This window comes from Streptomyces sp. GESEQ-35 (assembly GCF_017948485.1).
In the GTDB taxonomy this organism is placed as follows: domain Bacteria; phylum Actinomycetota; class Actinomycetes; order Streptomycetales; family Streptomycetaceae; genus Streptomyces.
Genome location: NZ_JAFFSX010000024.1, coordinates 124299 through 145905, shown reverse-complemented (window position 1 = coordinate 145905; position 21607 = coordinate 124299). Strand labels below are relative to the sequence as shown.

Genomic DNA, 21607 nt, shown 5'->3' with positions numbered 1-21607 from the left:
AGGCAGTCGATGCGGTCAGGAGTGGAACGGCAGCCCGGCGTCGGCCACCAGCTCCAGATCGTCGGACTCCTCGGCGGGCAGCAGCGACGGCGTCCCGTCGGTGACCGGGACGACGCCCAGTTCCAGCAGCTCGGCCATGGCGGCGCTGCCCGCCATGTCGCGCACCTGGAGCTGATAGCGGGCCGTCGTCCGGTACGTACCGCCGTTGTCGTCGCCGGTGCGCTGGAGAAACCCGGAGTCGGTCAGGAAGGCGACGGCCTTACCGATGATGCCGGTCGTCGAACCGGCCAGTCTCCGCGCGTCCTTGGTGGCGCCCGTCGCACTGCGTCGCACCCAGATCCGCCAGGCGGCCTCGAGCCCGGGCGCATCCGTGGCCGGATCGGTGTTCTCACCCTGTTCGTCGGCACGCTCCTCCAACCGCCGGCACGCCTGCCGCACGAAGGCATCCACGCCGTTGACCGTGATCCGCCCGATGTACCCGTCATCGGCCAGGTCCTCGGGCCGCGGAAACGCCATGGCGGCAACGGCGAGATGAGCGAGCCCGTGCAGGAACCGGTCCCCGGAGTCGGCGGACGTCCGACGCGCGTAGTCCCCCATCCGCACGGCGAACACCGAGTCCTCGGCAGCGGTGACAGCCATCCCGGCGCGCGGGGACACCTCCAGCACGATCAGCCCGAGCCCGGTGGCAACGGCGTCGGCGAGCCGGGCGAAGGGCGGGTCCTCGCGGTACCGGCGCAGCAGCTCGGCGTACTCCTGATCCCGCGCGGGTTGCAGTTTGGGCTGCAGCCCAAAGGAAACGAGCCGAGCAGCGTCGGCGGCATCGGCGGGGGTGACGGCAGCGGTCACCGGTGCGGAGGCGACAACCTCCGGTTCACTCCAGTCGACGTGCTCGGTCACGGTCGAAACTCCTCGGGCATCTGGCAAACAGGGGGCAGGACAAGGCTTTTAGGGGCGCGGGGAACTGCGCGACCAGCCACACACGACCCGCAGTCGGCAAAAGACATCAAGCCGCCTCCGTCCGATCCGCCGCCATCCCCACCGCATCGAGCAATGCCGTCCCCACAATCAGATCGGCCCCACCGAACTCGGGATCATCCAGCTCGGTCCCGTCGTCCACGGCGAACAGCAACTTCTCCTCACCCTGCCGATAGGCCGTGCCCACAGGCGGGCTGGCCGCATGAACCGCCAACAACGCCACGAGATACGGCAGCGCAGCATCCCGGCGCCGAGCCTCGACAAGCAGCCCCGACAGCCGCCGAGGCGCATCCGCAGGAAGATCGAGCAACTCCATCGCCGCAGCCAACTGCCCCTCGCTGAACCGACTGTCATCCGGCGTGGCAATGAGATCCGGCTCAGGCATCTCCGCGCCGAGATGCTCCCGCTCCACCGGCGGAGTCAGCAGAATGTCCACGAGATCGCCCAGCCGAACGGTCACCGGGGTACGCAGCCCGGTGCCCCGTGAGAAGAACGCGTCCGTCACCCGAACCGCCCGCTCCACCGCCAACGGCAGCACCGGCGCGACAAGATGCCCGTACAGATCGATCCCTGACGACGTCATCGGCGTGGCAAAGGCCTGCCGGTCCTGCTCGGCCCGGAACAGCGGCCCGGCCTCCAGCAGCCGCGACTGCAACTGCGTATGCCGCCGGATGCAGTCCTTCACGATGTCGACCAATTCGGCGGCCCGCCGCTTATGCTCGGGGTCCTCGGACTCGTCCCGTGCCTTGCGGATGTTCGTGAGGATCGCGTTCTCGTGTCGATACCGGTCGGCGACATGGTCGAGCGCCTCGGCGATCATGTCCGGCACGGCGCTGAGCCAGTCCACGGCGCGCACATTGCGCCGGGTGGCATCCAGCGCCCGCCGCAGTGTCTCGGAGTACTGCACCGTCCGATACCGGGCCTGCTCGGCCGCGAGCTGCGCATCCGCGAGCCGCCCCCGGTTGATCAGGACCTCCAGCTTGACCTCGGCGGCGATCTGAGCGCTGGTGACGTCGGTGTCGAGGGCACCCACCAGTACATTGACCGCTTCGTCCGTCGTACGGAGATACACGCTCCCGCCGGGTCCCGGGACCTCCTCGATCAGCTTGAAGTCGTAGTCCCGGCGCACATACGTGCCGTCCGGGGCGAAAGTGCCGTAAACGGCACGGAAGCCGCGGTCGACGCTGCCGACGTTGATCAGGTTCTCCAGCACCCAGCGGGCCACCCGCTCATGCTCGACGACGGGCCGCTGCGGGGCCTGGGCGGCGATGCGCGGGATGAGCCGGGCCACTATCTGGTCGTGGTCGGCGCCCGTGTCGAAGTCCATGTTCAGCGTGACCAGGTCGATGGAGGAGAGGGCCACCTCCGCCATGCCGTACACCGAGTACTCGCCCGCGAGGTTGGCCTTGCGGGCGTCGAGGTCGTGCAGCGGCGCGGTGCAGGCGAGCGCGCGCAGCCGCCGCGCCAGTCCCTCGTCGGCGGCCGGACCCAGTGCAGGGCGCGGCCCCGCGGTGAACTGGGGCGGAACACGGTCCGTCGATGCAGGCGAAGTCACGGTGCACAGACTAGATCCTCGGTCTGACAACGACCCAAACGACGCGGATCGCCCCCGCGGGGTGAGCCGGGTGACAGCAGCTCGCGCTTCGGCCGCGGGCCGCCCGTGGCTGGTCGCGCCCACGCGGCGGAGTCGCATATGTCACAGCCCCGCGCCCCTTACGGGGCGCTCGTCACCCGCCGCCGATACGTGTCCACAACGCGCCTGAGCGAGTCATCCAGATACACCGCAAGCAGCTTCTCGGCCTCGACCCCGTCGCCGGCCTGTAGCGCCTGGAGGATCTGCCGGTTGCGCGCCAGATAGGGCTCGTGAAGGCGCCGCGGGTCGTCCACGACGTGGAAGGCCAGCCGCAACTCGGCGAAGACGCTGCGCATCAGCTCGTCGGTGCGTTCGCTGCCGGCGAGCGAGACCAGCTCCCGGTGGAAGTGGATGTTGGCCGTACCCAACTCTTTCCAGTCACCTTCGCGCGTGGCCCGCTGCCCCTCGGCGACGGCCTCCGCGAGCCCGTCCAGCGCGTACGGCGGCTCGCCGAGACCGCGGACGACGGCGCACTCGACGAGGCCGCGGGTGCGGTAGATGTCCTCGACGTCCTCGACGGTCAGCACCCGGACGAAGACGCCCCGGTTCAACTCGTGGACGAGCAGCCGTTCATGGGTGAGCAGCCGGAACGCCTCGCGCAGCGTGTTGCGGGAGACGCCGAGGGCGCCGCCGATGCTGTCCTCCGAGAGCCGGGCCCCGGGCGGGAAATAGCCCTCGGCGATGCGGCTCCTGAGGATGTCCGAGACCCGTTCGGCGGTGCTGGTGCGACCCAGGAGGGCGCGGTCGTCGGCCAGTCCCGACAGCTGCTCTGCCATGCCCGGAATTCAATCGCAGATACAAGAACGAAACAACAGGGGTATTGAAGGATCGTTGAACGATCCTCTACGTTGCTACGAACGGCGCCGCCGTCCCGCTCACGACGGCGCCGCACGGCTTCCGCACGGCCCGGCTCAGTCCTACGCACCCTCCGTCCTCCCTCTGCGAGGTGCCCATGAGCACGACCCCTCCACCGCAGGCAGTGACCACCGACGCACATCCGGCCGCGGATGAACGCACCGCCGACGACGGCGCGTTGGGCTGGCTGCGCGCCCTGGGTCCGCGCGGTCGCCGCGCCTTCGCCGGCGCGTTCGGCGGCTATGCCCTCGACTCCTACGACTACTTCACGCTGCCGCTGAGCATGGTCGCGCTGGCCGCGTACTTCGGCCTGAACAGCGGTCAGACCGGCCTGTTCACCACCGTGACGCTGTTGGCGTCCGGCATCGGCGGCGCCCTGGCCGGGGTGATGGCCGACCGGTTCGGCCGGGTCAGGGCGCTGATGATCACGGTGATCACCTACGCGGTCTTCACCGTCGCCTGCGGCTTCGCCCCCAACTTCGAGTCCCTGCTGGTCTTCCGTGCCCTTCAGGGCCTCGGCTTCGGCGGCGAGTGGGCGGTCGGCGCGATCCTGGTCGCCGAGTACGCCAGCGCGAAGCACCGGGGCCGTACGCTCGGCGCCATCCAGAGCTCATGGGCCGTCGGCTGGGCGCTGGCCGCGATCATGTACACGCTGGTGTTCTCGGTCATGGACGACGACCTGGCCTGGCGCGTGATGTTCTGGACCGGCGCACTGCCCGCGCTGCTCGTCGTCTGGATGCGGCGCCGGGTGCAGGACGCGCCCGAGGCGATAGCCGCGCGGCAGAAGAGCGCGGGGAAGGGCTCCTTCAAGGCGATCTTCAAGCCCGGTCTCCTGCGCACCACGATCTTCGCCGGACTGCTCTCCACCGGTGTCCAGGGCGGCTACTACACGCTGGCCACCTGGGTGCCGACGTACCTGAAGAGCGATCGCGGACTGTCGGTCGTCAACACCGGCGGCTATCTGACCTTCCTGATCTCCGGCGCCTTCCTCGGCTATCTGACCGGCGGTTACCTCACCGACCGGCTCGGCCGCCGGCGCAACATCTGGCTCTTCGCACTGCTGTCGGCCGTCTGCATCGTGGCGTACGGGAACATCCCCAGCGGCTCCAACACCCTGCTCCTGGTGCTCGGTTTCCCCCTCGGGTTCTGTATGTCGGCGATCTTCAGCGGCTTCGGTTCCTACCTGAGCGAGCTGTACCCGACGGCGGTGCGTGGCGCCGGACAGGGCTTCACCTACAACGCCGGTCGCGCCGTGGGCGCCGTCTTCCCCACGACCGTGGGCTTCCTGGCCGACAGCTGGGGTGTGGGCGGAGCACTCGTCTTCGGGGCGATCGGATACGCGCTTGCCGCACTGGCGCTCCTCGGGCTTCCCGAGACGCGCGGGAAGGAGCTGGAGTGAACCGCACCGAAGACCGCCCCCTGACCCTCGTCGACGAGCACGCGCACGCGTGGAGCCCGGGGAACGCCCGCTACCGCTTCCGCGCGGGCCTGACGGGCGCCACCGCAGGAGTCGCCGCGGGGCACACGCAGGCCAACCTGATCTCGGTGCCCGCGGACTGGGCGTACGACATGCTGCTGTTCTGCCAGCGCAACGAAAAGGCGTGCCCCGTACTCGACGTCACGGACGCCGGTTCCTTCACGACGGTTCTCGCGGACGGCGCGGATCTGCGCACCGATCTGCCGCGCTACCGGGTGTGGGAGAACGGCGAGTTGGTGGACGAGCCGACGGATGTGCGCGGGCGCTGGCGGGACGACCTGGTGTCGTTCCTGATCGGGTGCAGCTTCACCTTCGAGTGGGCGCTCGCCGAGGCGGGGGTCCCGATCCGCCACCTCGAACAGGGCCGCAACGTCCCGATGTACGTGACCAGCCGTCAGTGCCGTCCGGCGGGGCGGCTGCGCGGTCCGCTGGTGGTGTCCATGCGTCCGGTGCCGCCGGAGCACCTCTCGGCGGCGATCCGGGAGAGCAGCCTGCTCCCGGCGGTGCACGGCAGCCCCGTACACTGCGGCGATCCGTCGGGGCTCGGCATCCACGACCTCGACCGCCCCGACTTCGGCGACCCGGTGACTGCCGGACCGGACGACATCCCGGTGTTCTGGGCCTGCGGGGTGACCCCGCAGGCCGCGGTGATGGCGTCGCGCCCGCCGTTCGCCATCACCCACGCACCGGGGCAGATGTTCCTCACCGACGCCCGCGACGCGCAGTTCCGCGTGGCATGAGCGGTGGCAAGAGCAGTGGCCCGAGCAGTGGCACGAGCACCAGAGGGGACCGATGACCGCGATCGATCTGAACGCCGACCTCGGCGAGGGCTTCGGCCGCTGGCGGCTCACCGACGACGAACAGCTGCTGTCCGTCGTCACCAGCGCCAACGTGGCCTGCGGCTTCCACGCCGGGGACGCGGCCACCATGCGGCGGGTGTGCGCGCTTGCGGCCGAGCGCGGAGTACGGATCGGGGCCCAGGTCTCCTACCACGATCTGGCCGGGTTCGGGCGGCGCGCGATGGACGTGCCGTCCGCCGAGCTGGCGGCCGAAGTGGCGTACCAGATCGGCGCCCTGGAGGTGTTCGCGCGCGCGGCCGGCACGCGCGTGTCGTACGTCAAGCCGCACGGCGCGCTCTACAACCGCGTCGTGCACGACGAGGAGCAGGCCGGCGCGGTCGTCGACGGCGTGCTCCTCGCGGACGTCTCACTGCCCGTGCTCGGACTGCCCGGCTCGCGTCTGCTGGCGCTGGCCGGGAAGGCCGGGCTCCCGGCCGTCACGGAGGCGTTCGCGGACCGCGCCTACACCGAGGAGGGGACGCTGGTCCCGCGCGGGCAGGACGGCGCCGTGGTCACCGACCCGGACACCGTCGTGGAGCGCTCGGTGGGGCTGGCCCGATTCGGCGTCGTCACCGCCCACTCCGGGTCACCCATCGAAGTACGGGCCCAGTCCTTGTGCCTGCACGGGGACACGCCCGGTGCGGTGGAGCTGGCCCGCCGGGTCCGGGAGCGGCTCCAGGAGTCGGGTGTCCGGGTGGAGGCCTTCACATGAGCATGCGGGTGCTGCCCGTCGGCGACCGCGCCCTGCTCGTCGAGGTCGCTTCCGGTGACGAGGCACAGGCCCTGCACGCGGAGCTGCTGCGGCGCCGCGCGGAGGGCTCGCTCACGGTCGGCGAGATCGTCCCGGCGGCCCGTACGGTCCTCCTCGACGGCCTCGCCGACCCGGCCCGTCTGGCCTCCGAACTGACCGCGACCGAGCTGCCGCCCGCTCCCCCACGCGCGCGTGAGGTGATCGACCTCCCGGTGCGCTACGACGGCCCGGACCTGGCCGACGTGGCGGCGCACTGGGGTGTGCCCGAGCAGGAGGTGGCCCGCATCCACGCGGCGACCGAATTCCGCGTCGCCTTCTGCGGTTTCGCGCCCGGCTTCGGCTACCTCACCGGGCTGCCGGAGCGCTACGACGTCCCGCGCCGGGCCACGCCACGAACCGCCGTCCCCGACGGTGCGGTGGCACTCGCGGGCCGCTACACGGGCGTGTACCCGCGCTCCTCGCCCGGTGGCTGGCAGCTGATCGGCACCACGGACGCCGTGCTGTGGGACCACGCGCGCGTGCCGGCCGCGCTGCTGTCACCGGGCACGCGCGTCCGTTTCGTCCCGGTGGGGCACTCATGACGGACCGTGCGCTCGTCGTCGTACGGGCCGGTGCGCTGACCACCGTGCAGGACCGCGGGCGTCCCGGTCACGCGCACCTCGGGGTGCCCCGCTCCGGGGCACTGGACGGTCCGGCCGCGGCCCTCGTCAACCGCCTCGTCGGCAATCCGCCCGAGACGGCCGTCCTGGAGACCACACTCAACGGCTGCGCGGTGCGCCCTCGTTCGACGGTCACCATGGCGGTCGGAGGCGCCCCCTGCCCCGTCACGGTGGACGGCCGCCCAGTCGCCTGGGGCACACCGGTGCGCGTGCCGGCCGGGTCGGTCCTGGACGTCGGTTCCGCCGTCTCCGGTGTACGCAGCTACCTGGCCGTCACCGGCGGTGTCGCCGTCGAACCGGTGCTCGGCAGCCGCTCCACGGACCTGCTGTCCGGACTCGGCCCACCGCCGCTCACGGACGGCACAGTGCTCCCCCTGGGACATCCCGTCGGACCGCACGCACGCGTGGACGTCGCCCCGCACCCGGCTCCCCCGGCCGAACTCGTACTCCACGTAACGCTCGGCCCGCGCGACGACTGGTTCACCCGAGAGGCGATCCGCACGTTCACCTCACGCCCGTACCGCGTGTCCGCTGCGAGCAACCGCATAGGACTGCGCACCGAAGGACCCGCCCTGGAGCGGGCCCTCCCCGGTGAACTCCCCAGCGAGGGCATGGTCCTGGGCGCGGTCCAAGTACCCCCCGACGGCCGCCCGGTGATCTTCCTGGCCGACCACCCGACGACCGGGGGCTACCCAGTGATCGCCGTAGTCCGCACCCTCGACCTCCCACCCACTGCCCAGGCAGCCCCCGGAACACCGGTCCGCTTCATACCCGTACGCCGCCGCTGACCCCTGCGTGTCATCGTCGGGGCCTTGTCAACGCCGGGTGCGCTCCCGCGCCCTTCAGGGGCGCGGGGCTGTCACATCATGCGGCTCCGCCGCGTGGGCGCGACCAGCCACAACGAACCCGCAGATCCAAACGGCGCCCAACCACCCCGGCTACGCCGCATCAGGCTCCGGCTGCTGCTCCGCCATGGACAACGCCGCCAGCGCCGCAGACACCCCCTGCGCCGCCCGCAGATCGAGCTTCGCGCTCGTCCCACGCGCACGGTGCCGCATCTCGTCGGCAGCGAGCGTCAACAGGTTCGGCAGCAGGTCGGTGCACCGCCGGATCACCCAGGCCGTGCCCGCGGTGGCCAGCCACAGCAGGCTCGCCGACTTGGTGGGAACCGCGAACTCGGGCACCGGCGAGGGTGCGAAGCCCTTGGCGACGCCCGCACCGGCCAACAACCCGTGGAACCGCAGCGCCAGCTCCCGGTGCCCCCGCTCGCTGGGGTGCAGCCGGTCCGCGCTCCAGATCGCCCGGTCCTGGATCCAGTCCTCCTCGGCGGCATGCAGATGCACGACGCCGTACCGCTCGGACAGCGCATGGACCACCGTGTTGACCGCGCGCTGCCTCCGAGCCAGCGGACGGGCCAGCGATCCCGGCAGCCTCAGCATCGAACCGGGGTCGGGCAGACAGGCCGTGAGGACGACCGTGCCCTGGGCGGCGAGGGCCGCGTACACCTTGTCGAGCCGTTCGGCCACGGCGTGGATGTCGAAGGTGTAGCGCAGCGTGTCGTTGACGCCGATGACGACGGACGCCACGTCCGGCCGCAGGTCCAGCGCGGCAGGCAGCTGGCGTTCCAGGACGTCACGCGTCTGCGCCCCGCTCACGGCGAGGTTGGTGAACTGCGCGGGCTCCGCACTGAGCCCGTCAGCGAGCAGCGCGGCCCAGCCGCGCCAGACTTTCCCGACGGGATCGCCCACCCCCTCGGTGAGCGAATCGCCGAGGGAAACGAAACTCAGCGGTCTCATATCACACGCTCCGGCACGACCCGATGCACCTGACCCGTCACCACCGCGTCGTGTGCGGCAAGGAACGACTCGACGGCCGTACCCCATCCGAAACACTCGGCACGCGCGCGTGCCGCCTCCCGCCGGTCCGCCTCGGACCGCTCCAGCAGCATGTCCACGGCGTCCGCGAAGGCCGCGCCGCGATCCGCGGCGGTGGCCCCGGCGGAGCCGATCACCTCCGGCAGCGCCGACGACGCGCTCGCCACCACGGGCGTACCGCAGGCCATCGCCTCCAGAGCGGCGAGCCCGAACGTCTCGGCGGGCCCCGGTGCCAGGCACACATCGGCGGACGCCTGGAGCGCACCCAGCCGGCCACGGTCCTTCAGGTGGCCCAGGAAGGTGACCGGAAGCGAACGCTCACGCGCCCGCTGCTCGAGACGCTCCCGCAGGGGACCGTCACCGGCCACCACCAACCGCACCCGGCGTCCGCGTCGGACCAGTTCCTCGGCGGCGTCGATCGCGGTGCTGGGCCGCTTCTCCACCGACAGCCGGGAGCACATCACCAGCAGAATCTCGTCCACGCGCGCGTACTCGGCGCGCAGAGAGGCATCCCGCAGGGCAGGGTGGCGTTCCATCACATCGACGCCCAGCGGGGCCCGTACGACATTGCGCGCCCCGATCCGCACGAACTCGCGCTCCGCGAACTCGGTGGTGCACACGACCCGCGAGTACGTGTGCGCCGTACGGACGTTGATGGCGTCGGCGGTCCGCCGGGACAGGTTCTCCGAGAGGCCCCAGGTGCGCAGGACGCCGTCTGCGGTCTCGTGGGAGACCATCACGGCGGGGACCCGGGCGCGGCGCGCCCACTTGCCGGTCCAGCGCAGAGTCGTGCGGTCGGAGACCTCCAGGCGGTCGGGGCCCAGCTCCTCCAGGAGCTTGGCCACGCGCCGCTTGTCGATGAGCACGCGGTAGCCGCCGGTGCCGGGCAGCACCGGCCCGGGCAGGGTGATCACCCGGCCCTGCTCGGTCTCCCGGTCGGAGTACCGCTCACCCGGCACGATCAGCACGGGCTCGTGCCCGGCCGCCTTGAAGCCCTTGCCGAGTTCACGCAGCGCGGTACGCAGACCGCCTGAGGCGGGCGCGACGAAGTTCGCCAGCCGCACGATGCGCAGTGACTCGTTCACGCCGCCACCACCGTCTTGTTCCGTGTCTTGAGCACCTGGGCATAGTGCCCGATGAGTTGGTCTCCGACGGCCGCCCAGGTGCGGCCCTCGACCATGGCGCGCGCGGCGGCGCCGTATTCGGCCCGCAGCGTGGGGTCGGCGGCCAGCGTCTGCACCGCGTCCCGTACGGCGCCGGCGTCGCGCGGCGGGACCAGCAGCCCGGTGCGTCCGTGGGCGACCAGGTCCAGCGGGCCTCCCGCGGCGGGCGCGATGACCGGCACACCGCTCGCCATGGCCTCCTGGACGGTCTGGCAGAACGTCTCGAAGGGGCCGGTGTGCGCGAAGACGTCGAACGAGGCGAAGATCCGGGCGAGGTCCTCGCCGGTGCGGCGGCCGAGGAAGACCGCGCCCGGCAGCGCCTCCGCCAGGTTCGGCTGGCTGGGTCCGTCGCCCACGACCACGACACGGACGCCGGGCAGTGCGGAGGCACCGGCCAGCAGCTCCACGTGCTTCTCGGGGGCGAGCCGCCCGACGTAGCCGACGATCAGCTCACCGTTCGGGGCGAGTTCCCGGCGCAGCTTCTCGTCCCGGAGGTCGGGGCGGAAGCGGACGGTGTCCACGCCACGCGGCCACAGCTTCAGCCGGGGCACACCGTGCGCCTCCAGGTCGTTCAGGGACACGCTGGACGGCGCGAGGGTGAGGTCGGCGGCGGAGTGGACGGAGCGGATGCGACGCCAGGCCGCGGCCTCGCCGGCGCCCACATAGGTGCGGGCGTATCCGGCCAGGTCGGTCTGGTAGATGGCTACGGCCGGGATGCCGAGCCGGGCGGCGGCGGCCATGCCGCGGACGCCGAGGATGAAGGGGCTTGCCAGGTGGACGATGTCCGCGCGGTGCTCGATGAGCGCCGCGGCGAGGCGCCGGCTGGGGAGGGCGACGCGGACCTGGGGGTAGCCGGGGAGCGGTAGGGAGGGGACGTGGACAACGGGGCACGGCGAAAGGCCGGCCACCTTGTTCCCGGGAGCGGGAGCCGGGGCGACGACGAGAGGGGCGTGACCGCGATCGACGAGGTGTCGGGCGGTCTGGAGCGCGCAGTGGGCCACGCCGTTCACGTCGGGGGGAAAGGATTCGGTCACGATGACGACACGCATACGGGTGTTGTCGCCGTACTGGACGTGGTCGCGTCAACGTGGATCTTTCCGAGCGGCGAACGACTCGTGAGCGTTCCGCTGCCCACCCGAGCGGGCCAGATCGCGTCCATGTTCATCTGACCCGCGAGTCACCCCGTGTTCATACAGCGGGCGCGTCGGGGCCGATCCGGCTGCGTACGGCGGTCTGGACCTCGTCCTCCTCTGCCGGGTCCGCGGCGAGCCTGCGCAGCTGCTCCACGACCCGGGCATCGCCGGTCTCGGCATGCCGGGCGGCGATCTCGCGGGTGGCTTCCTCGCAGTCCCAGAGGCATTCGACGGCGAATCCCGCGGCGAAGGAGGGGTCGGTGGCGGCCAGGGCCCGGGCGGCCCGGCCACGCAGATGGGATGACGCGGTCTCTCGGTAGACATGCCGCAGCACGGGTGCCGCGCAGAGGATGCCGAGCCGTCCGGTGCCGTCCACCAGGGTCCACAGGGTCGGCGCGTCGGGCCCTTCGCCCCGTACGGCCTCCCGCAGCGCACCGAGGACCAGGTCCCGGTCCCCCGTGCCGCCCCGGCAGGCGAGCACCCGTCCGGCTGCGGCGCCCAGGGCGTCGGGCCGGTGGGCCCAGCCGCGGGCCCGGTCGACCGCGGCGACACTGCGCATGCGTTCGAAGGCGTCGACGGCGGCCTCCACGACAGGCGTCGAGCCGGTGGCAACGGCGCCGTCGATCAGGTCGAGCGCGTCCGGATCGTTGCTGTCGGCGAGGTAGCGGAGCGCCGTGCAGCGGGCGCCCTCGCTGCCGTCCTTGGCGGCGGCGACGATTTCCGGCCGGTCCTCGGGGCCGGCCACGGCGGTGAGACAGCGGGCGGCCGGAACATGGAGAGCCGCTCCGCGTTCGACGCCCTGCTGAGCCCACTCGAAGACGGCCTGCACGCTCCACCCGGGGCGTGGGCCGGTCGGCCGCATCTGGCGTTGCCAGCGGTCGAAACAGCCGGTCTCCTGGGCGGCACGCACGCGCGTGGCGATGGATTCGCGCGGATCGTCGGCCCACAGGCGCCACGGCCGTGGCTCGAAGGCGTCGCGTACGGCGGCGGCCAGTTCGGCCTCCCCCTCGGCGTCGGCCGGGAAGCGGGCCAGGACGGGGGCCGCGAGGGCACGCAGGCCGGCGTCGTCGTCGCGGAGGGCGAGCTCGTCCAGGGCCCAGGCCCAGTTGGAGCCCGAGGCGGCGTACCTGCGCAGCAGTCCCAGGGCGTCCAGCCTGCCGTACGAGGCGAGGTGGCCGAGGACGGCCAGGGCGAGGCCGGTGCGTGACTCCTCGGTGTCGAGGGCGTCCTCGACGTCGAAGAGGTGGGCCTCGATCTCGTCCAGCTCGCCGTTCAGGTCGAGGTAGAGGCGGGCGAAGTACAGGGAGCGGTTCTCCACCTGCCAGTCGTGGCGGGGGTCGAGCAGCACGCAGTGGTTCAGTGCCGCGAGCGCTTCGGCGCGCGGGGCGGTGAGCGCGTGCAGCGTGCCGTCGCCGCGGCCCCGCTGGAGCAGGCCGAGCAGCGTGCCACTGGGCGCTATGACCGGATCGAACATGGGAAACAGCCTCACATCAAGCGTCGACGCAACCGGGATCTTGCTCTACCTGGCCGCGTGACAACACGTCGGGGCGCCCGCCGTTTCCTGCTTGCTGTAAGCCATCTTCCTCTGCCTCTCGTTGGTGGCCCATGCGGACCGCTCACGGCCCGCGCGGTGCGGCAACACCTGCCCGGCCATCGCGTCCGTGAATCACGACGTCATGATGACCCGGCAGTTCTCCCTGCCGCGACCGAAATATCCGGCGGCCTTGTACCGCCTCCCCCGTTGTCCGTTTCCTGACTGCTTCGAATGCCTGTTTTTCCTGGTCAGGGCGTTCGGATCAGTGTGCGCCGAACAGTTCCAGCAGTTCTGTCCTGCCGAACATGCGGGCGGTGTCGATGGCCGACGGAGTACCCCCGGCCGGGTCGGCGCCACCCTCCAGGAGGGCTCGGATCACTTCTTCCTCGCCCTTGAAGACGGCCCCCGCGAGGGGGGTCTGCCCTCGGTCGTTGATCCGGTCGGCCTCGGCGCCCCGGGCCAGCAGCGCCCGCACCGCCTCCGCGTGCCCGTGGTACGCGGCGAGCATCACCAGGGAGTCACCGCGGTCGTTCGTGAGGTTGGCCGGGACGCCCGCGTCGACGTAGGCCACGAGCGCCTCGGTCCGTCCCTGCCGAGCAAGATCGAAGATCTTGGTCGCCAGCTCCACGACGTCGGGGTCGGGGGCTTCAGTCATCGGCCGGACCGCCTCTCACTAGTACGAGTGAATCGCCAGAGTACTGGCTTCCCGGGCACATGACCGGATGCGCCCTCGGCAAAGATCATTGCAGGACCGCACCCTGCGACCGACCTGCCCGGACCGCCGATCTGGGCTACGCCACCCGAGGGAAATCCACCGAAATTCACCCAGTTGCACCTTTTGTAGTATGGATACATCCTGTGAGCCTGGAAGTACTCATGGTGACTGTCCCCACGAACCAGGAGAACTCACATGATCCTGTCCATCTCAGGCGTGGTCCTGCTCGGCATCATCGTCTTCCTCTTCTTCAAGAAGGACGGACTCAAGGCCTCCCACGCCCTGGTGGCCGCACTCTTCGGCTTCTATCTGGCCAGCACGGCCATCGCCCCGAGCATCAAGGCCGGCGGCGAGAGCCTGGCGAGCCTCCTCGGCGGAATCAAGTTCTGACGCCGCCCCCGCCCGTACGCACGCACTTTCAGGAGACAGCAGTGGCCCGCCGCCCCCTCCCCCGCATTCTGAGCAACGGCAGCGCGCAGCTCGCCCGGAGCCGGGTGCTGGCCCGGACGGCGGCCGACAGCGCCACCGACGTCCTCCACCCGCTGATCACGATCACCCGTGGTCTGCGCCGGCTGGCAGCGGCCGGACGGCGCAAGTGGGCCGACACCCCCAAGGACAGACGCGGACCGCTGCTGTTCCTGGTGGCCTCGGTGGTCCTGGTCGTGGCGCTCGCTCCGTACGGCCCGCTGCTGGCCGTCATCACCGTGATGGCGGCGGCAGCCTGGCAGGGCCGGGACCGTGCCCCCTCGGCCCCGGACGGCCCCGACGAGGCACAGACGAAGCGCCTCCAGGCGTTGTACGAGGCGCTGGTGCCCTACTTCTCGACCGCCGAGGACCCCGCGCCCCTGTATGCGCACGGCGGCGAGTGGGAGAAGGCCTTCCCGACGTACGGGTTCGACGACACCGGCCGCGTCACACACCTGGTGGTCCGCTACCCGGCGTACTTCACGGACGGCGAGGCCGAGTCCCGGGCCCGCATCGAGCATCTGCTCACCGCCAAGTCCGGCCGTGGCCGCGAATACCACTTCGCCTGGGACGAGGAGGGCAACCTGCTCACGGTCACGGTCCTCGTGCCGCTGCCGACCGACATCACCGCCCAGCGTTTCGTCACATCCCCCGGCGAGACGGTGCTCGGCTTCACCGACCCCATCGGCGTCCAGCGCACGCTCCCCCTCACCTTCGGTGAGGAACAGCGCGACGCCCCGCCGGTCGTCTGGCGCACGGGCGTCCGCTCGACCGAGCCGCACCTGCTGGTCATGGGGCAGCCGGGCAGCGGCACCTCGACCCTGCTGCGCTCCATCGCCCTCCAGGCCCTCCAGTACGGCGACGTACTGATCGTCGAGGGCGGCGGCACCGGCGAGTACGCCTGCCTCACCGGCCGGGACGGCGTCCTGGCCGTCGAGTGCGCGCTGGCCGGGGCGCTGGCGAGCCTGGAGTGGGCCGCGGCCGAGACGGAGCGCCGCCTGATCGCGGTCAACCGCGCCCGCCAGGCGGGCCACCCGCCGCCGGACGACACCAAGCGCCCCCTGTGGATCCTTCTGGACCGCCCGAGCGCCTTCAGCCATGTCGCCGCCGCCGACGGCCGCAAGGACCCGCAGACCCTGCTCCAGGTCCCCCTGCGCCACGGCCGCTCGGCCAACGTGACGGTGGCCGTGGCCGACCAGTTCGACAGCGCGGACACCCTGAGCGACCCGGTACGACAGCACACGCGCGCGCGTGTCGTCCTGGGCCCCGCCACGGCCGACCAGCTGAAGACGGTCCTGGGCACGCCCCCGCACACCACACCCGTCGCCCACGTCCCACCCGGCCGCGGCTACGCCCGTCTCGGCACGGGCCCGGTCCACCGCCTCCAGGTCCCGGCGACCCCGGACCCCTACGACGACGCCGCGACGGACGCCCACCGCGAGGCGGTCCTGGCCCTGCTCCCACCGAAAACGACACCGGCAGACGCGGAACCGGAACAGCTGCCGGAAGAGCCGGAACCGAAGAAGCTGCCCGAAAAGGCGGCCGCGGTAGAACCCGCGTAGCCGACGCCGGTCCGCAATCAGCTCCGAGCCGCGGGGATCGAGGCCGTCCAGCCGCGGGCATTCGTGCCGCCCGGGGCGGCTCTCGACCCGAAGAGAGGCGGCACCCCGCCGACGCCGGGCTGCGCGATCGGCTGCCCGCACAGCAATCCCGCCGCACGGTCACGCAACGAACGTACGAGGCCCTTCCGTCCCCCCGGACACCCCGCTCTCCACCAACCGAGCCGCAGCGGCAAGCCGCGCCGCGGCCTCCTCCGCCACCGCGCCGCCCACCGTGAACGGCAACCGCACATACCCCTCGAAGGCCCCGTCGACCCCGAAGCGAGGCCCGGACGGCACCCGCACACCCACCCGCTCCCCCGCCTCCGCAAGCCGCGACCCGGACAGCCCGCCGGTCCGCACCCACAGCGTCAGCCCACCCTGCGGCACCTCGAACTCCCAGCCCGGCAGCTGCCTGCGCACCGCGGCCACCAGCGCCTCCCGGTTGTCCCGGGCCTGACCGCGCCGCACCTCCACGGCCTGCTCCCAGCCCCCGGTGCTGAACAGCCAGTTCACGGCCAGCTGCTCCAGCACCGGCGTGCCCAGATCCGCGTAAGCCCGTGCGGCGACCAGGCTGCGGATCACGTCAGGAGCGGCCCGCACCCACCCGATCCGCATCCCGGCCCAGAAGGCCTTGCTCGCGGAGCCCACGGTGATGACGGTCGACCCGGCCGGGTCGAAGGCACACACGGGCCGCGGCATCTCGACATCGTCGTCCAGCCACAGCTCGCTCATCGTCTCGTCGGCGACCAGCACGGTCCCCGCCGAGCGCGCCGCGTCCACCAGTTGCCGCCGCTGGTCCTCGCCGGCCAGCGCGCCGGTGGGGTTGTGGAAGTCGGCGACGACGTACGCGATCCGCGGCGCCGCCTCCCGCAGCACCTGCCGCCACCGGTCCACGTCCCACCCGGTAAGTCCCTCGGCCATCGCGACGGGCACGAGCCGGGCACCCGCCTCCCGCATCAGTTGCAGGATGTTGGCGTACGACGGCGACTCCACCGCGATCCGCTCGCCCCGCCCTCCGAAGAGATGGCAGATGGCGTCGATCGCCCCCATCGCCCCCGTCGTCACCATGATCTGCTCGGGCATGGTCGGAATGCCGCGCACGGTGTACCGCTCGGCGATCATCGCGCGGAGCGCGGGCAGCCCGGCCGGATAGTCCCCGTGCGTGTGCGCATACGGCGGCAGCTCCTCCAGCGCCCCCTGCACCGCACGCGTCAGCCACGGCTCGGGCGCGGGCAGCGCCGCACAGCCGAGGTCGATCATGGATCCGAGCGCCTCCGGCGGCAGGGGCTCCAGGCCGCGCGCCGGCAGCGGATTGCCGGCCGGTACGGCGGTCCAGCTGCCCGCCCCGCGCCGGGACTCCAGGAATCCCTCGGAGCGCAGCGCCTCGTAGGCCGCGGCGACGGTCGTACGGCTGACGGAGAGGGAGAGGGCCAGCTCGCGTTCGGCGGGCAGCCGGGCGGCCACCGGGACGCGGCCTTCGAGCACGAGCAGCCGGATGCCGTCGGCGAGCGCGCGGTAGGCGGGCGGACGGCGCGTGCCCGGTCCCGCCGGGCGGTCCTGCTGGGAGCCGAGCAGCCGGGCGAGCTGAGCCGGCCCCACCGCAGAGGTCCACTGCGCCATGGAAATCAGTCCACCTTCCCCGAATTGGCCATGGTTCATATTTCTTTGCAAGCCACAGGGTGTCATGCATCAGGCCACAACCACCACCAGAGGGGGAACGTCTTGTCCGCGAAGGGCCAATTGACCCGCCGACTGATCCAGCTGTACGCCGGTCTCGCGCTCTACGGAGCGAGTTCGGCCCTGCTCGTCGAGGCAGGCCTGGGCCTTGAGCCCTGGAACGTGCTGCACCAGGGCCTGGCCGAGCTGACGGGCCTGACGATCGGCGTGGTGTCGATCGTGGCCGGCGCGGCGGTCCTGCTCCTGTGGATCCCCCTGCGCCAGCGCCCCGGCATCGGCACCGTCTCCAACGTCTTCGTCGTCGGCCTCGCCATGGACGGCACCCTCGCCCTGCTCCCCGACGCCCACTCCCTGGCCGTACGCGTCCCACTCCTCCTGGCCGGCATCCTGCTCAACGGCGCTGCCACCGGTCTCTATATCGCCGCCCGCTTCGGTCCGGGGCCGCGGGACGGGCTGATGACCGGGCTGCACCGGCGTACCGGCCGCTCGATCCGGCTGATGCGGACGGCCGTCGAGGTGGCGGTCGTCGTGACCGGCTTCGCCCTGGGCGGCACGATCGGCGTCGGCACACTCCTGTACGCGGTGTCGATCGGCCCGATGGCTCAGCTCTTCCTGCGCGTGTTCGCCGTCCCGTCGGCACCGGGCCGCAGCACGGTGGTTGCCGGAGGGCAACCCCGTGGGGCGATACTTCGACCGTGAGCACGCGGATACGCCACCCCTATCTCGACCACCCCGGTCCGATCCCCTTCGCCCACCGCGGCGGAGACGCGGACGGCCTGGAGAACACCGCGCTTCAGTTCCGGCGTGCGGTGGATGCGGGCTACCGGTATCTCGAGACCGACGTCCACGCCAGTTCGGACGGGAAGCTCGTCGCCTTCCACGACGCGACCCTGGACCGGCTGACCGACGGCGCGGGCCGGATCGCCGACCTGCCGTGGAAGGACGTGGCGCACGCGCGCGTGGCGGGGCAGGAGCCGGTGCCCCTCTTCGAAGACCTGCTCGAAGAGTTCCCCGACGTCCGCTGGAACGTCGACATGAAGGCCGAGCCCGCGCTGCACCCGCTCCTCGATCTGATCGAGCGCACGAACACCTGGGACCGGATCTGCGTCGGCTCCTTCTCCGAGGCGCGCGTGGTGCGCGCCCAGCGGCTGGCCGGGCCGCGCCTGGCGACGTCGTACGGCACCCGCGGCGTCCTCAACCTGCGCCTGCGCTCCTGGGGCGTCCCGGCGGCGCTGCGGCGTTCCGCGGTCGCGGCGCAGGTGCCCGAGGCGCAGTCGGGCATCCAGGTGGTGGATCACCGCTTCATCCGCACCGCCCACGCGCGCGGGCTGAAGGTGCATGTGTGGACGATCAACGAAGCCGAGGACATGCACCGGCTGCTCGACCTGGGGGTCGATGGCATCATGACCGATCACATCGACACACTGCGCAAGGTCATGGAGGACCGGGGCGTCTGGGTCTGAGCCCCGGCAGGCCCCTGCCCTTCACGGGGAAGTGAGGGGCACGGGTGGGCACCGGCACCGTGCGGACGGAAGCGGCCGACGAAGCCGCCGAACGGCGGCGCGAGCAGCGCGGCTGGTATTTCTACGACTGGGCGTGCTCCGTCTACTCGACGAGCGTGCTCACTGTGTTCCTGGGCCCCTATCTGACCTCGGTCGCGAAGGAGGCGGCGGACGGGGACGGATTCGTGCATCCCCTGGGGATCCCGGTCCGCGCGGGGGCCTTCTTCGCGTACTCGGTGTCCCTGTCGGTGATCGTGGCCGTGCTGGTGATGCCTCTGGTGGGCGCGGCGGCCGACCGCACCGGCCGCAAGAAGCCACTCCTCGCGGCCGCCGCCTACGTGGGGGCCGCGGCGACGACGGCGATGTTCTTCCTGGACGGGGACCGATACCTGCTCGGCGGCCTCCTGCTGGTGGTCGCGAACGCCGCTCAGTCCGTCGCGATGATGCTCTACAACTCCTATCTGCCGCAGATCGCCCCGCCCGAGGAACGCGACGCGGTCTCCTCCCGGGGGTGGGCGTTCGGCTACGCGGCGGGCGCGCTGGTCCTCGTGCTGAATCTGGTGCTCTACCTCGCCCACGACACCTTCGGTGTCTCGGAGGGCACCGCCGTCCGCATCTGTCTGGCCTCGGCCGGTCTGTGGTGGGGCGCCTTCACGCTCGTACCGCTACGACGGCTGCGCGACCGCCGGTCCGCCACGGCGAAAGAGGCGACCGTCCCCGGGTTCCGGCAGCTGGCGGCGACCGTCCGGGACATGCGCCGCCACCCGCTGACGCTGGCGTTCCTGCTGGCGTACCTCGTCTACAACGACGGCATCCAGACGGTGATCTCCCAGGCCTCCGTCTACGGCTCCGAGGAGCTGGGGCTCGGGCAGTCGACGCTGATCGGGGCCATCCTCATGGTCCAGGTACTGGCGGTGGCGGGCGCCCTCGCACTCGGACGGCTGGCCCGGACGTACGGCGCCAAGCGCACGATCCTCGGCTCGCTGATCGCATGGACGGTGACGCTGGGGGCCGGCTACTTCCTGCCCGCGCGTGCACCCGTCTGGTTCTTCGTGCTCGCCGCCGGGATCGGCCTCGTCCTCGGCGGCAGCCAGGCGCTGTCCCGCTCCCTGTTCTCGCATCTGGTCCCGCCCGGCAAAGAGGCCGAGTACTTCTCGGCGTACGAACTGAGCGACCGGGGCATGAGCTGGCTGGGCCCACTTCTGTTCGGTCTCACCTACCAGCTGACCGGAAGTTATCGAGACGCGATCCTCTCTCTAGTGGCCTTCTTCATCCTGGGGTTTGCCCTGCTCGCACGGGTTCCGGTACGGCGGGCGATCGCCGATGCGGGCAACCCCGTTCCGGACAGGATTTAGCACTCAAGGCGAAAGGGCGGTAGTGTACGCGTTTGGCCTGCCAGGCGTACCGTTACTGCGCGTCAAAGATGCCGAAACGCTGGGTGACATCTGCGAGCAGATGTGACAAACCGGGCACTGGTGGGTACAACAAGGGGCGGCTACGACGGCGACGCATGACCCGGAACGGGACACGGAACGGGAATCTTTACCGCCGACCGGACGTTGACCGGATGACGACGACAGCGACACCTGTCCTGTGGGCGACAAGCCCGGGAGGCACGATTCATGAGTGAGCGAGCTCTTCGCGGCACGCGCCTCGTGGTGACCAGCTACGAGACGGACCGCGGTATCGACCTGGCCCCGCGCCAGGCCGTGGAGTACGCATGCGAGAAGGGGCACCGGTTTGAGATGCCCTTCTCGGTCGAGGCGGAGATCCCGCCGGAGTGGGAGTGCAAGGTCTGCGGGGCCCAGGCACTCCTCGTGGACGGCGACGGCCCTGAGGAAAAGAAGGCCAAGCCCGCGCGTACACACTGGGACATGTTGATGGAGCGACGCACCCGCGAGGAACTCGAAGAGGTCCTCGAGGAGCGTCTGGCAGTACTGCGCTCCGGTGCAATGAACATCGCGGTACATCCGCGCGACAGCCGCAAGTCCGCGTAATCCCTCAGGGGCTTGGGCGGAAAGCAACGCACGCACACAACCGCGGGCGCCGTACGTGAGGTCGACGTACGGCGCCCGCGGTTTCGTGTGCCCGGTGGGCCTCAGCCCGTGAGCGGCGGACGCGGATCCTGCGGGGCGTCCCCCGGCTCGTCCCGGACGACCTCGCCCGGCACGACCTTGCCGTCGGGGCGGTGCATGCGAGCCTGCTGGAAGGCGTCGCCCAGGGTGCCGGGTCCGGCCTGACGGAGTCTGCGCTCGAAGGTGCGCTCCGCGTACCGGCTGATGGCCTTCTGGACCGGCGGGATCAGCAGGAGCAGGCCCACCGCGTCCGAGACCAGGCCCGGGATCATCAGCAGCAGCCCGCCGAGCATCATCAGACCGTTGCCCTCGCTGTTGCCCGAGGGTGCCGCGGGCGGCACGCCGCCCTGCTGCTGTTGCAGCGTCTCACTGAGGTTCCGGAAGGCCCGCCGGCCCGCCCGCTTGATGATCACCGCGCCGAGGACGAACCCGGCGAGCAGCACCAGGAACACCGTGAAGCCGCTCGAGGCGCCCGCGACCACGGTCAGCAGCCAGATCTCCAGCACCAGCCAGGCGGCGACGCCCAGCGGCAGGAAGGTGCGCAGCCGCGAGCGCCGCGGCCGTGCGGGGTGGGTGGGGGTCGGAGCGCCAGTCGTCATGCGTCCAGTGTGCCTGGGTCCGGCTCAGTACGGGATAAGAGGACGATCAACGCTGCCTGTGAGGCCGTAGGGCCGCGAGG

21 protein-coding genes are annotated in these 21607 nt (G+C 71.5%); 11 read left to right on the top strand and 10 right to left on the bottom strand.

Annotation, left to right across the window (positions count from 1 at the left end; genetic code table 11):
• Window positions 1-15 precede the first annotated feature (15 nt).
• From KCH87_RS35865 to KCH87_RS35855, 3 genes are all read right to left on the bottom strand, one after another.
• Complete coding sequence (locus KCH87_RS35865) at window positions 16-897, bottom strand: hypothetical protein (RefSeq protein ID WP_210592029.1); 882 nt, start codon at window positions 895-897, stop codon at window positions 16-18.
• A gap of 106 nt (window positions 898-1003) precedes the next feature.
• A complete protein-coding gene (locus KCH87_RS35860; RefSeq protein WP_210592068.1) occupies window positions 1004-2530 on the bottom strand; it encodes a hypothetical protein in 1527 nt (508 codons plus the stop codon).
• A gap of 158 nt (window positions 2531-2688) precedes the next feature.
• Window positions 2689-3384: a GntR family transcriptional regulator gene (locus KCH87_RS35855; protein ID WP_210592028.1), complete on the bottom strand. Its 696-nt coding sequence runs from the start codon at window positions 3382-3384 to the stop codon at window positions 2689-2691.
• A 176-nt stretch (window positions 3385-3560) separates the two neighbouring features.
• On the opposite strand from KCH87_RS35855, the gene KCH87_RS35850 reads away from it, so the two are divergent.
• Genes KCH87_RS35850 through KCH87_RS35830 form a run of 5 tightly spaced genes read left to right on the top strand, consistent with a single transcriptional unit; the run spans window position 3561 to window position 7977 of the window.
• A complete protein-coding gene (locus KCH87_RS35850; protein WP_210592027.1) occupies window positions 3561-4862 on the top strand; it encodes an MFS transporter in 1302 nt (433 codons plus the stop codon).
• Window positions 4859-5680 carry a putative hydro-lyase gene (locus tag KCH87_RS35845; RefSeq protein WP_210592026.1) on the top strand — a complete coding sequence of 274 codons (822 nt, stop codon included), beginning with the start codon at window positions 4859-4861 and terminating at the stop codon, window positions 5678-5680. The genes KCH87_RS35850 and KCH87_RS35845 overlap by 4 nt, the downstream gene beginning before the upstream one ends.
• A 52-nt stretch (window positions 5681-5732) precedes the next feature.
• Window positions 5733-6491 carry a LamB/YcsF family protein gene (locus KCH87_RS35840; protein WP_210592025.1) on the top strand — a complete coding sequence of 253 codons (759 nt, stop codon included), beginning with the start codon at window positions 5733-5735 and terminating at the stop codon, window positions 6489-6491.
• Between the two features lie 2 nt (window positions 6492-6493).
• The gene (locus tag KCH87_RS35835) at window positions 6494-7111 is read left to right on the top strand and encodes an allophanate hydrolase subunit 1 (protein ID WP_210592067.1); all 618 of its coding nucleotides are present in this window, start codon (window positions 6494-6496) and stop codon (window positions 7109-7111) included.
• Complete coding sequence (locus tag KCH87_RS35830) at window positions 7108-7977, top strand: biotin-dependent carboxyltransferase family protein (RefSeq protein WP_210592024.1); 870 nt, start codon at window positions 7108-7110, stop codon at window positions 7975-7977. Before KCH87_RS35835 ends, KCH87_RS35830 begins: the two co-directional genes overlap by 4 nt.
• A gap of 150 nt (window positions 7978-8127) precedes the next feature.
• Here the strand turns inward: KCH87_RS35830 and KCH87_RS35825 are convergent, their stop codons facing one another.
• From KCH87_RS35825 to KCH87_RS35805, 5 genes are all read right to left on the bottom strand, one after another.
• On the bottom strand, window positions 8128-8985 hold the full coding sequence (locus tag KCH87_RS35825) for an SGNH/GDSL hydrolase family protein (protein ID WP_210592023.1): 858 nt from the start codon (window positions 8983-8985) through the stop codon (window positions 8128-8130).
• Complete coding sequence (locus tag KCH87_RS35820; RefSeq protein ID WP_210592022.1) at window positions 8982-10148, bottom strand: glycosyltransferase; 1167 nt, start codon at window positions 10146-10148, stop codon at window positions 8982-8984. Before KCH87_RS35820 ends, KCH87_RS35825 begins: the two co-directional genes overlap by 4 nt.
• On the bottom strand, window positions 10145-11275 hold the full coding sequence (locus KCH87_RS35815; protein WP_210592021.1) for a glycosyltransferase family 1 protein: 1131 nt from the start codon (window positions 11273-11275) through the stop codon (window positions 10145-10147). The genes KCH87_RS35820 and KCH87_RS35815 overlap by 4 nt, the downstream gene beginning before the upstream one ends.
• 139 nt (window positions 11276-11414) lie before the next feature.
• A complete protein-coding gene (locus KCH87_RS35810) occupies window positions 11415-12833 on the bottom strand; it encodes a HEAT repeat domain-containing protein (RefSeq protein WP_210592020.1) in 1419 nt (472 codons plus the stop codon).
• Between the two features lie 322 nt (window positions 12834-13155).
• Entirely contained in the window at window positions 13156-13548 is a 393-nt protein-coding gene (locus tag KCH87_RS35805; RefSeq protein ID WP_210592018.1) for an ankyrin repeat domain-containing protein, read from the bottom strand.
• Between the two features lie 255 nt (window positions 13549-13803).
• Here KCH87_RS35805 and KCH87_RS35800 point away from each other — a divergent pair, with 255 nt between their 5' ends.
• Window positions 13804-13998, top strand: coding sequence for a hypothetical protein (locus tag KCH87_RS35800; protein WP_015661880.1), 195 nt, complete (start codon window positions 13804-13806; stop codon window positions 13996-13998).
• Between the two features lie 41 nt (window positions 13999-14039).
• The gene (locus KCH87_RS35795; protein WP_210592016.1) at window positions 14040-15635 is read left to right on the top strand and encodes a hypothetical protein; all 1596 of its coding nucleotides are present in this window, start codon (window positions 14040-14042) and stop codon (window positions 15633-15635) included.
• A 159-nt stretch (window positions 15636-15794) separates the two neighbouring features.
• Here the strand turns inward: KCH87_RS35795 and KCH87_RS35790 are convergent, their stop codons facing one another.
• On the bottom strand, window positions 15795-17294 hold the full coding sequence (locus KCH87_RS35790; RefSeq protein WP_210592014.1) for a PLP-dependent aminotransferase family protein: 1500 nt from the start codon (window positions 17292-17294) through the stop codon (window positions 15795-15797).
• A 102-nt stretch (window positions 17295-17396) separates the two neighbouring features.
• On the opposite strand from KCH87_RS35790, the gene KCH87_RS35785 reads away from it, so the two are divergent.
• The 4 genes from KCH87_RS35785 to KCH87_RS35770 all read left to right on the top strand — a co-directional run bounded on the left by KCH87_RS35785 (window position 17397) and on the right by KCH87_RS35770 (window position 20850).
• Window positions 17397-18050: a YitT family protein gene (locus KCH87_RS35785; RefSeq protein ID WP_210592012.1), complete on the top strand. Its 654-nt coding sequence runs from the start codon at window positions 17397-17399 to the stop codon at window positions 18048-18050.
• A complete protein-coding gene (locus KCH87_RS35780) occupies window positions 18047-18814 on the top strand; it encodes a glycerophosphodiester phosphodiesterase (protein WP_210592010.1) in 768 nt (255 codons plus the stop codon). Before KCH87_RS35785 ends, KCH87_RS35780 begins: the two co-directional genes overlap by 4 nt.
• Before the next feature lie 44 nt (window positions 18815-18858).
• Window positions 18859-20208, top strand: a complete 1350-nt coding sequence (locus KCH87_RS35775) for an MFS transporter (RefSeq protein ID WP_210592008.1) — start codon at window positions 18859-18861, stop codon at window positions 20206-20208.
• Window positions 20209-20475: 267 nt separating this feature from the next.
• Window positions 20476-20850: an RNA polymerase-binding protein RbpA gene (locus KCH87_RS35770; protein WP_003977404.1), complete on the top strand. Its 375-nt coding sequence runs from the start codon at window positions 20476-20478 to the stop codon at window positions 20848-20850.
• A gap of 101 nt (window positions 20851-20951) precedes the next feature.
• On the opposite strand, the gene fxsA is transcribed toward KCH87_RS35770, so the two are convergent.
• Complete coding sequence (fxsA, locus tag KCH87_RS35765; protein ID WP_210592007.1) at window positions 20952-21527, bottom strand: FxsA family membrane protein; 576 nt, start codon at window positions 21525-21527, stop codon at window positions 20952-20954.
• Between the last annotated feature and the right edge of the window lie 80 nt (window positions 21528-21607).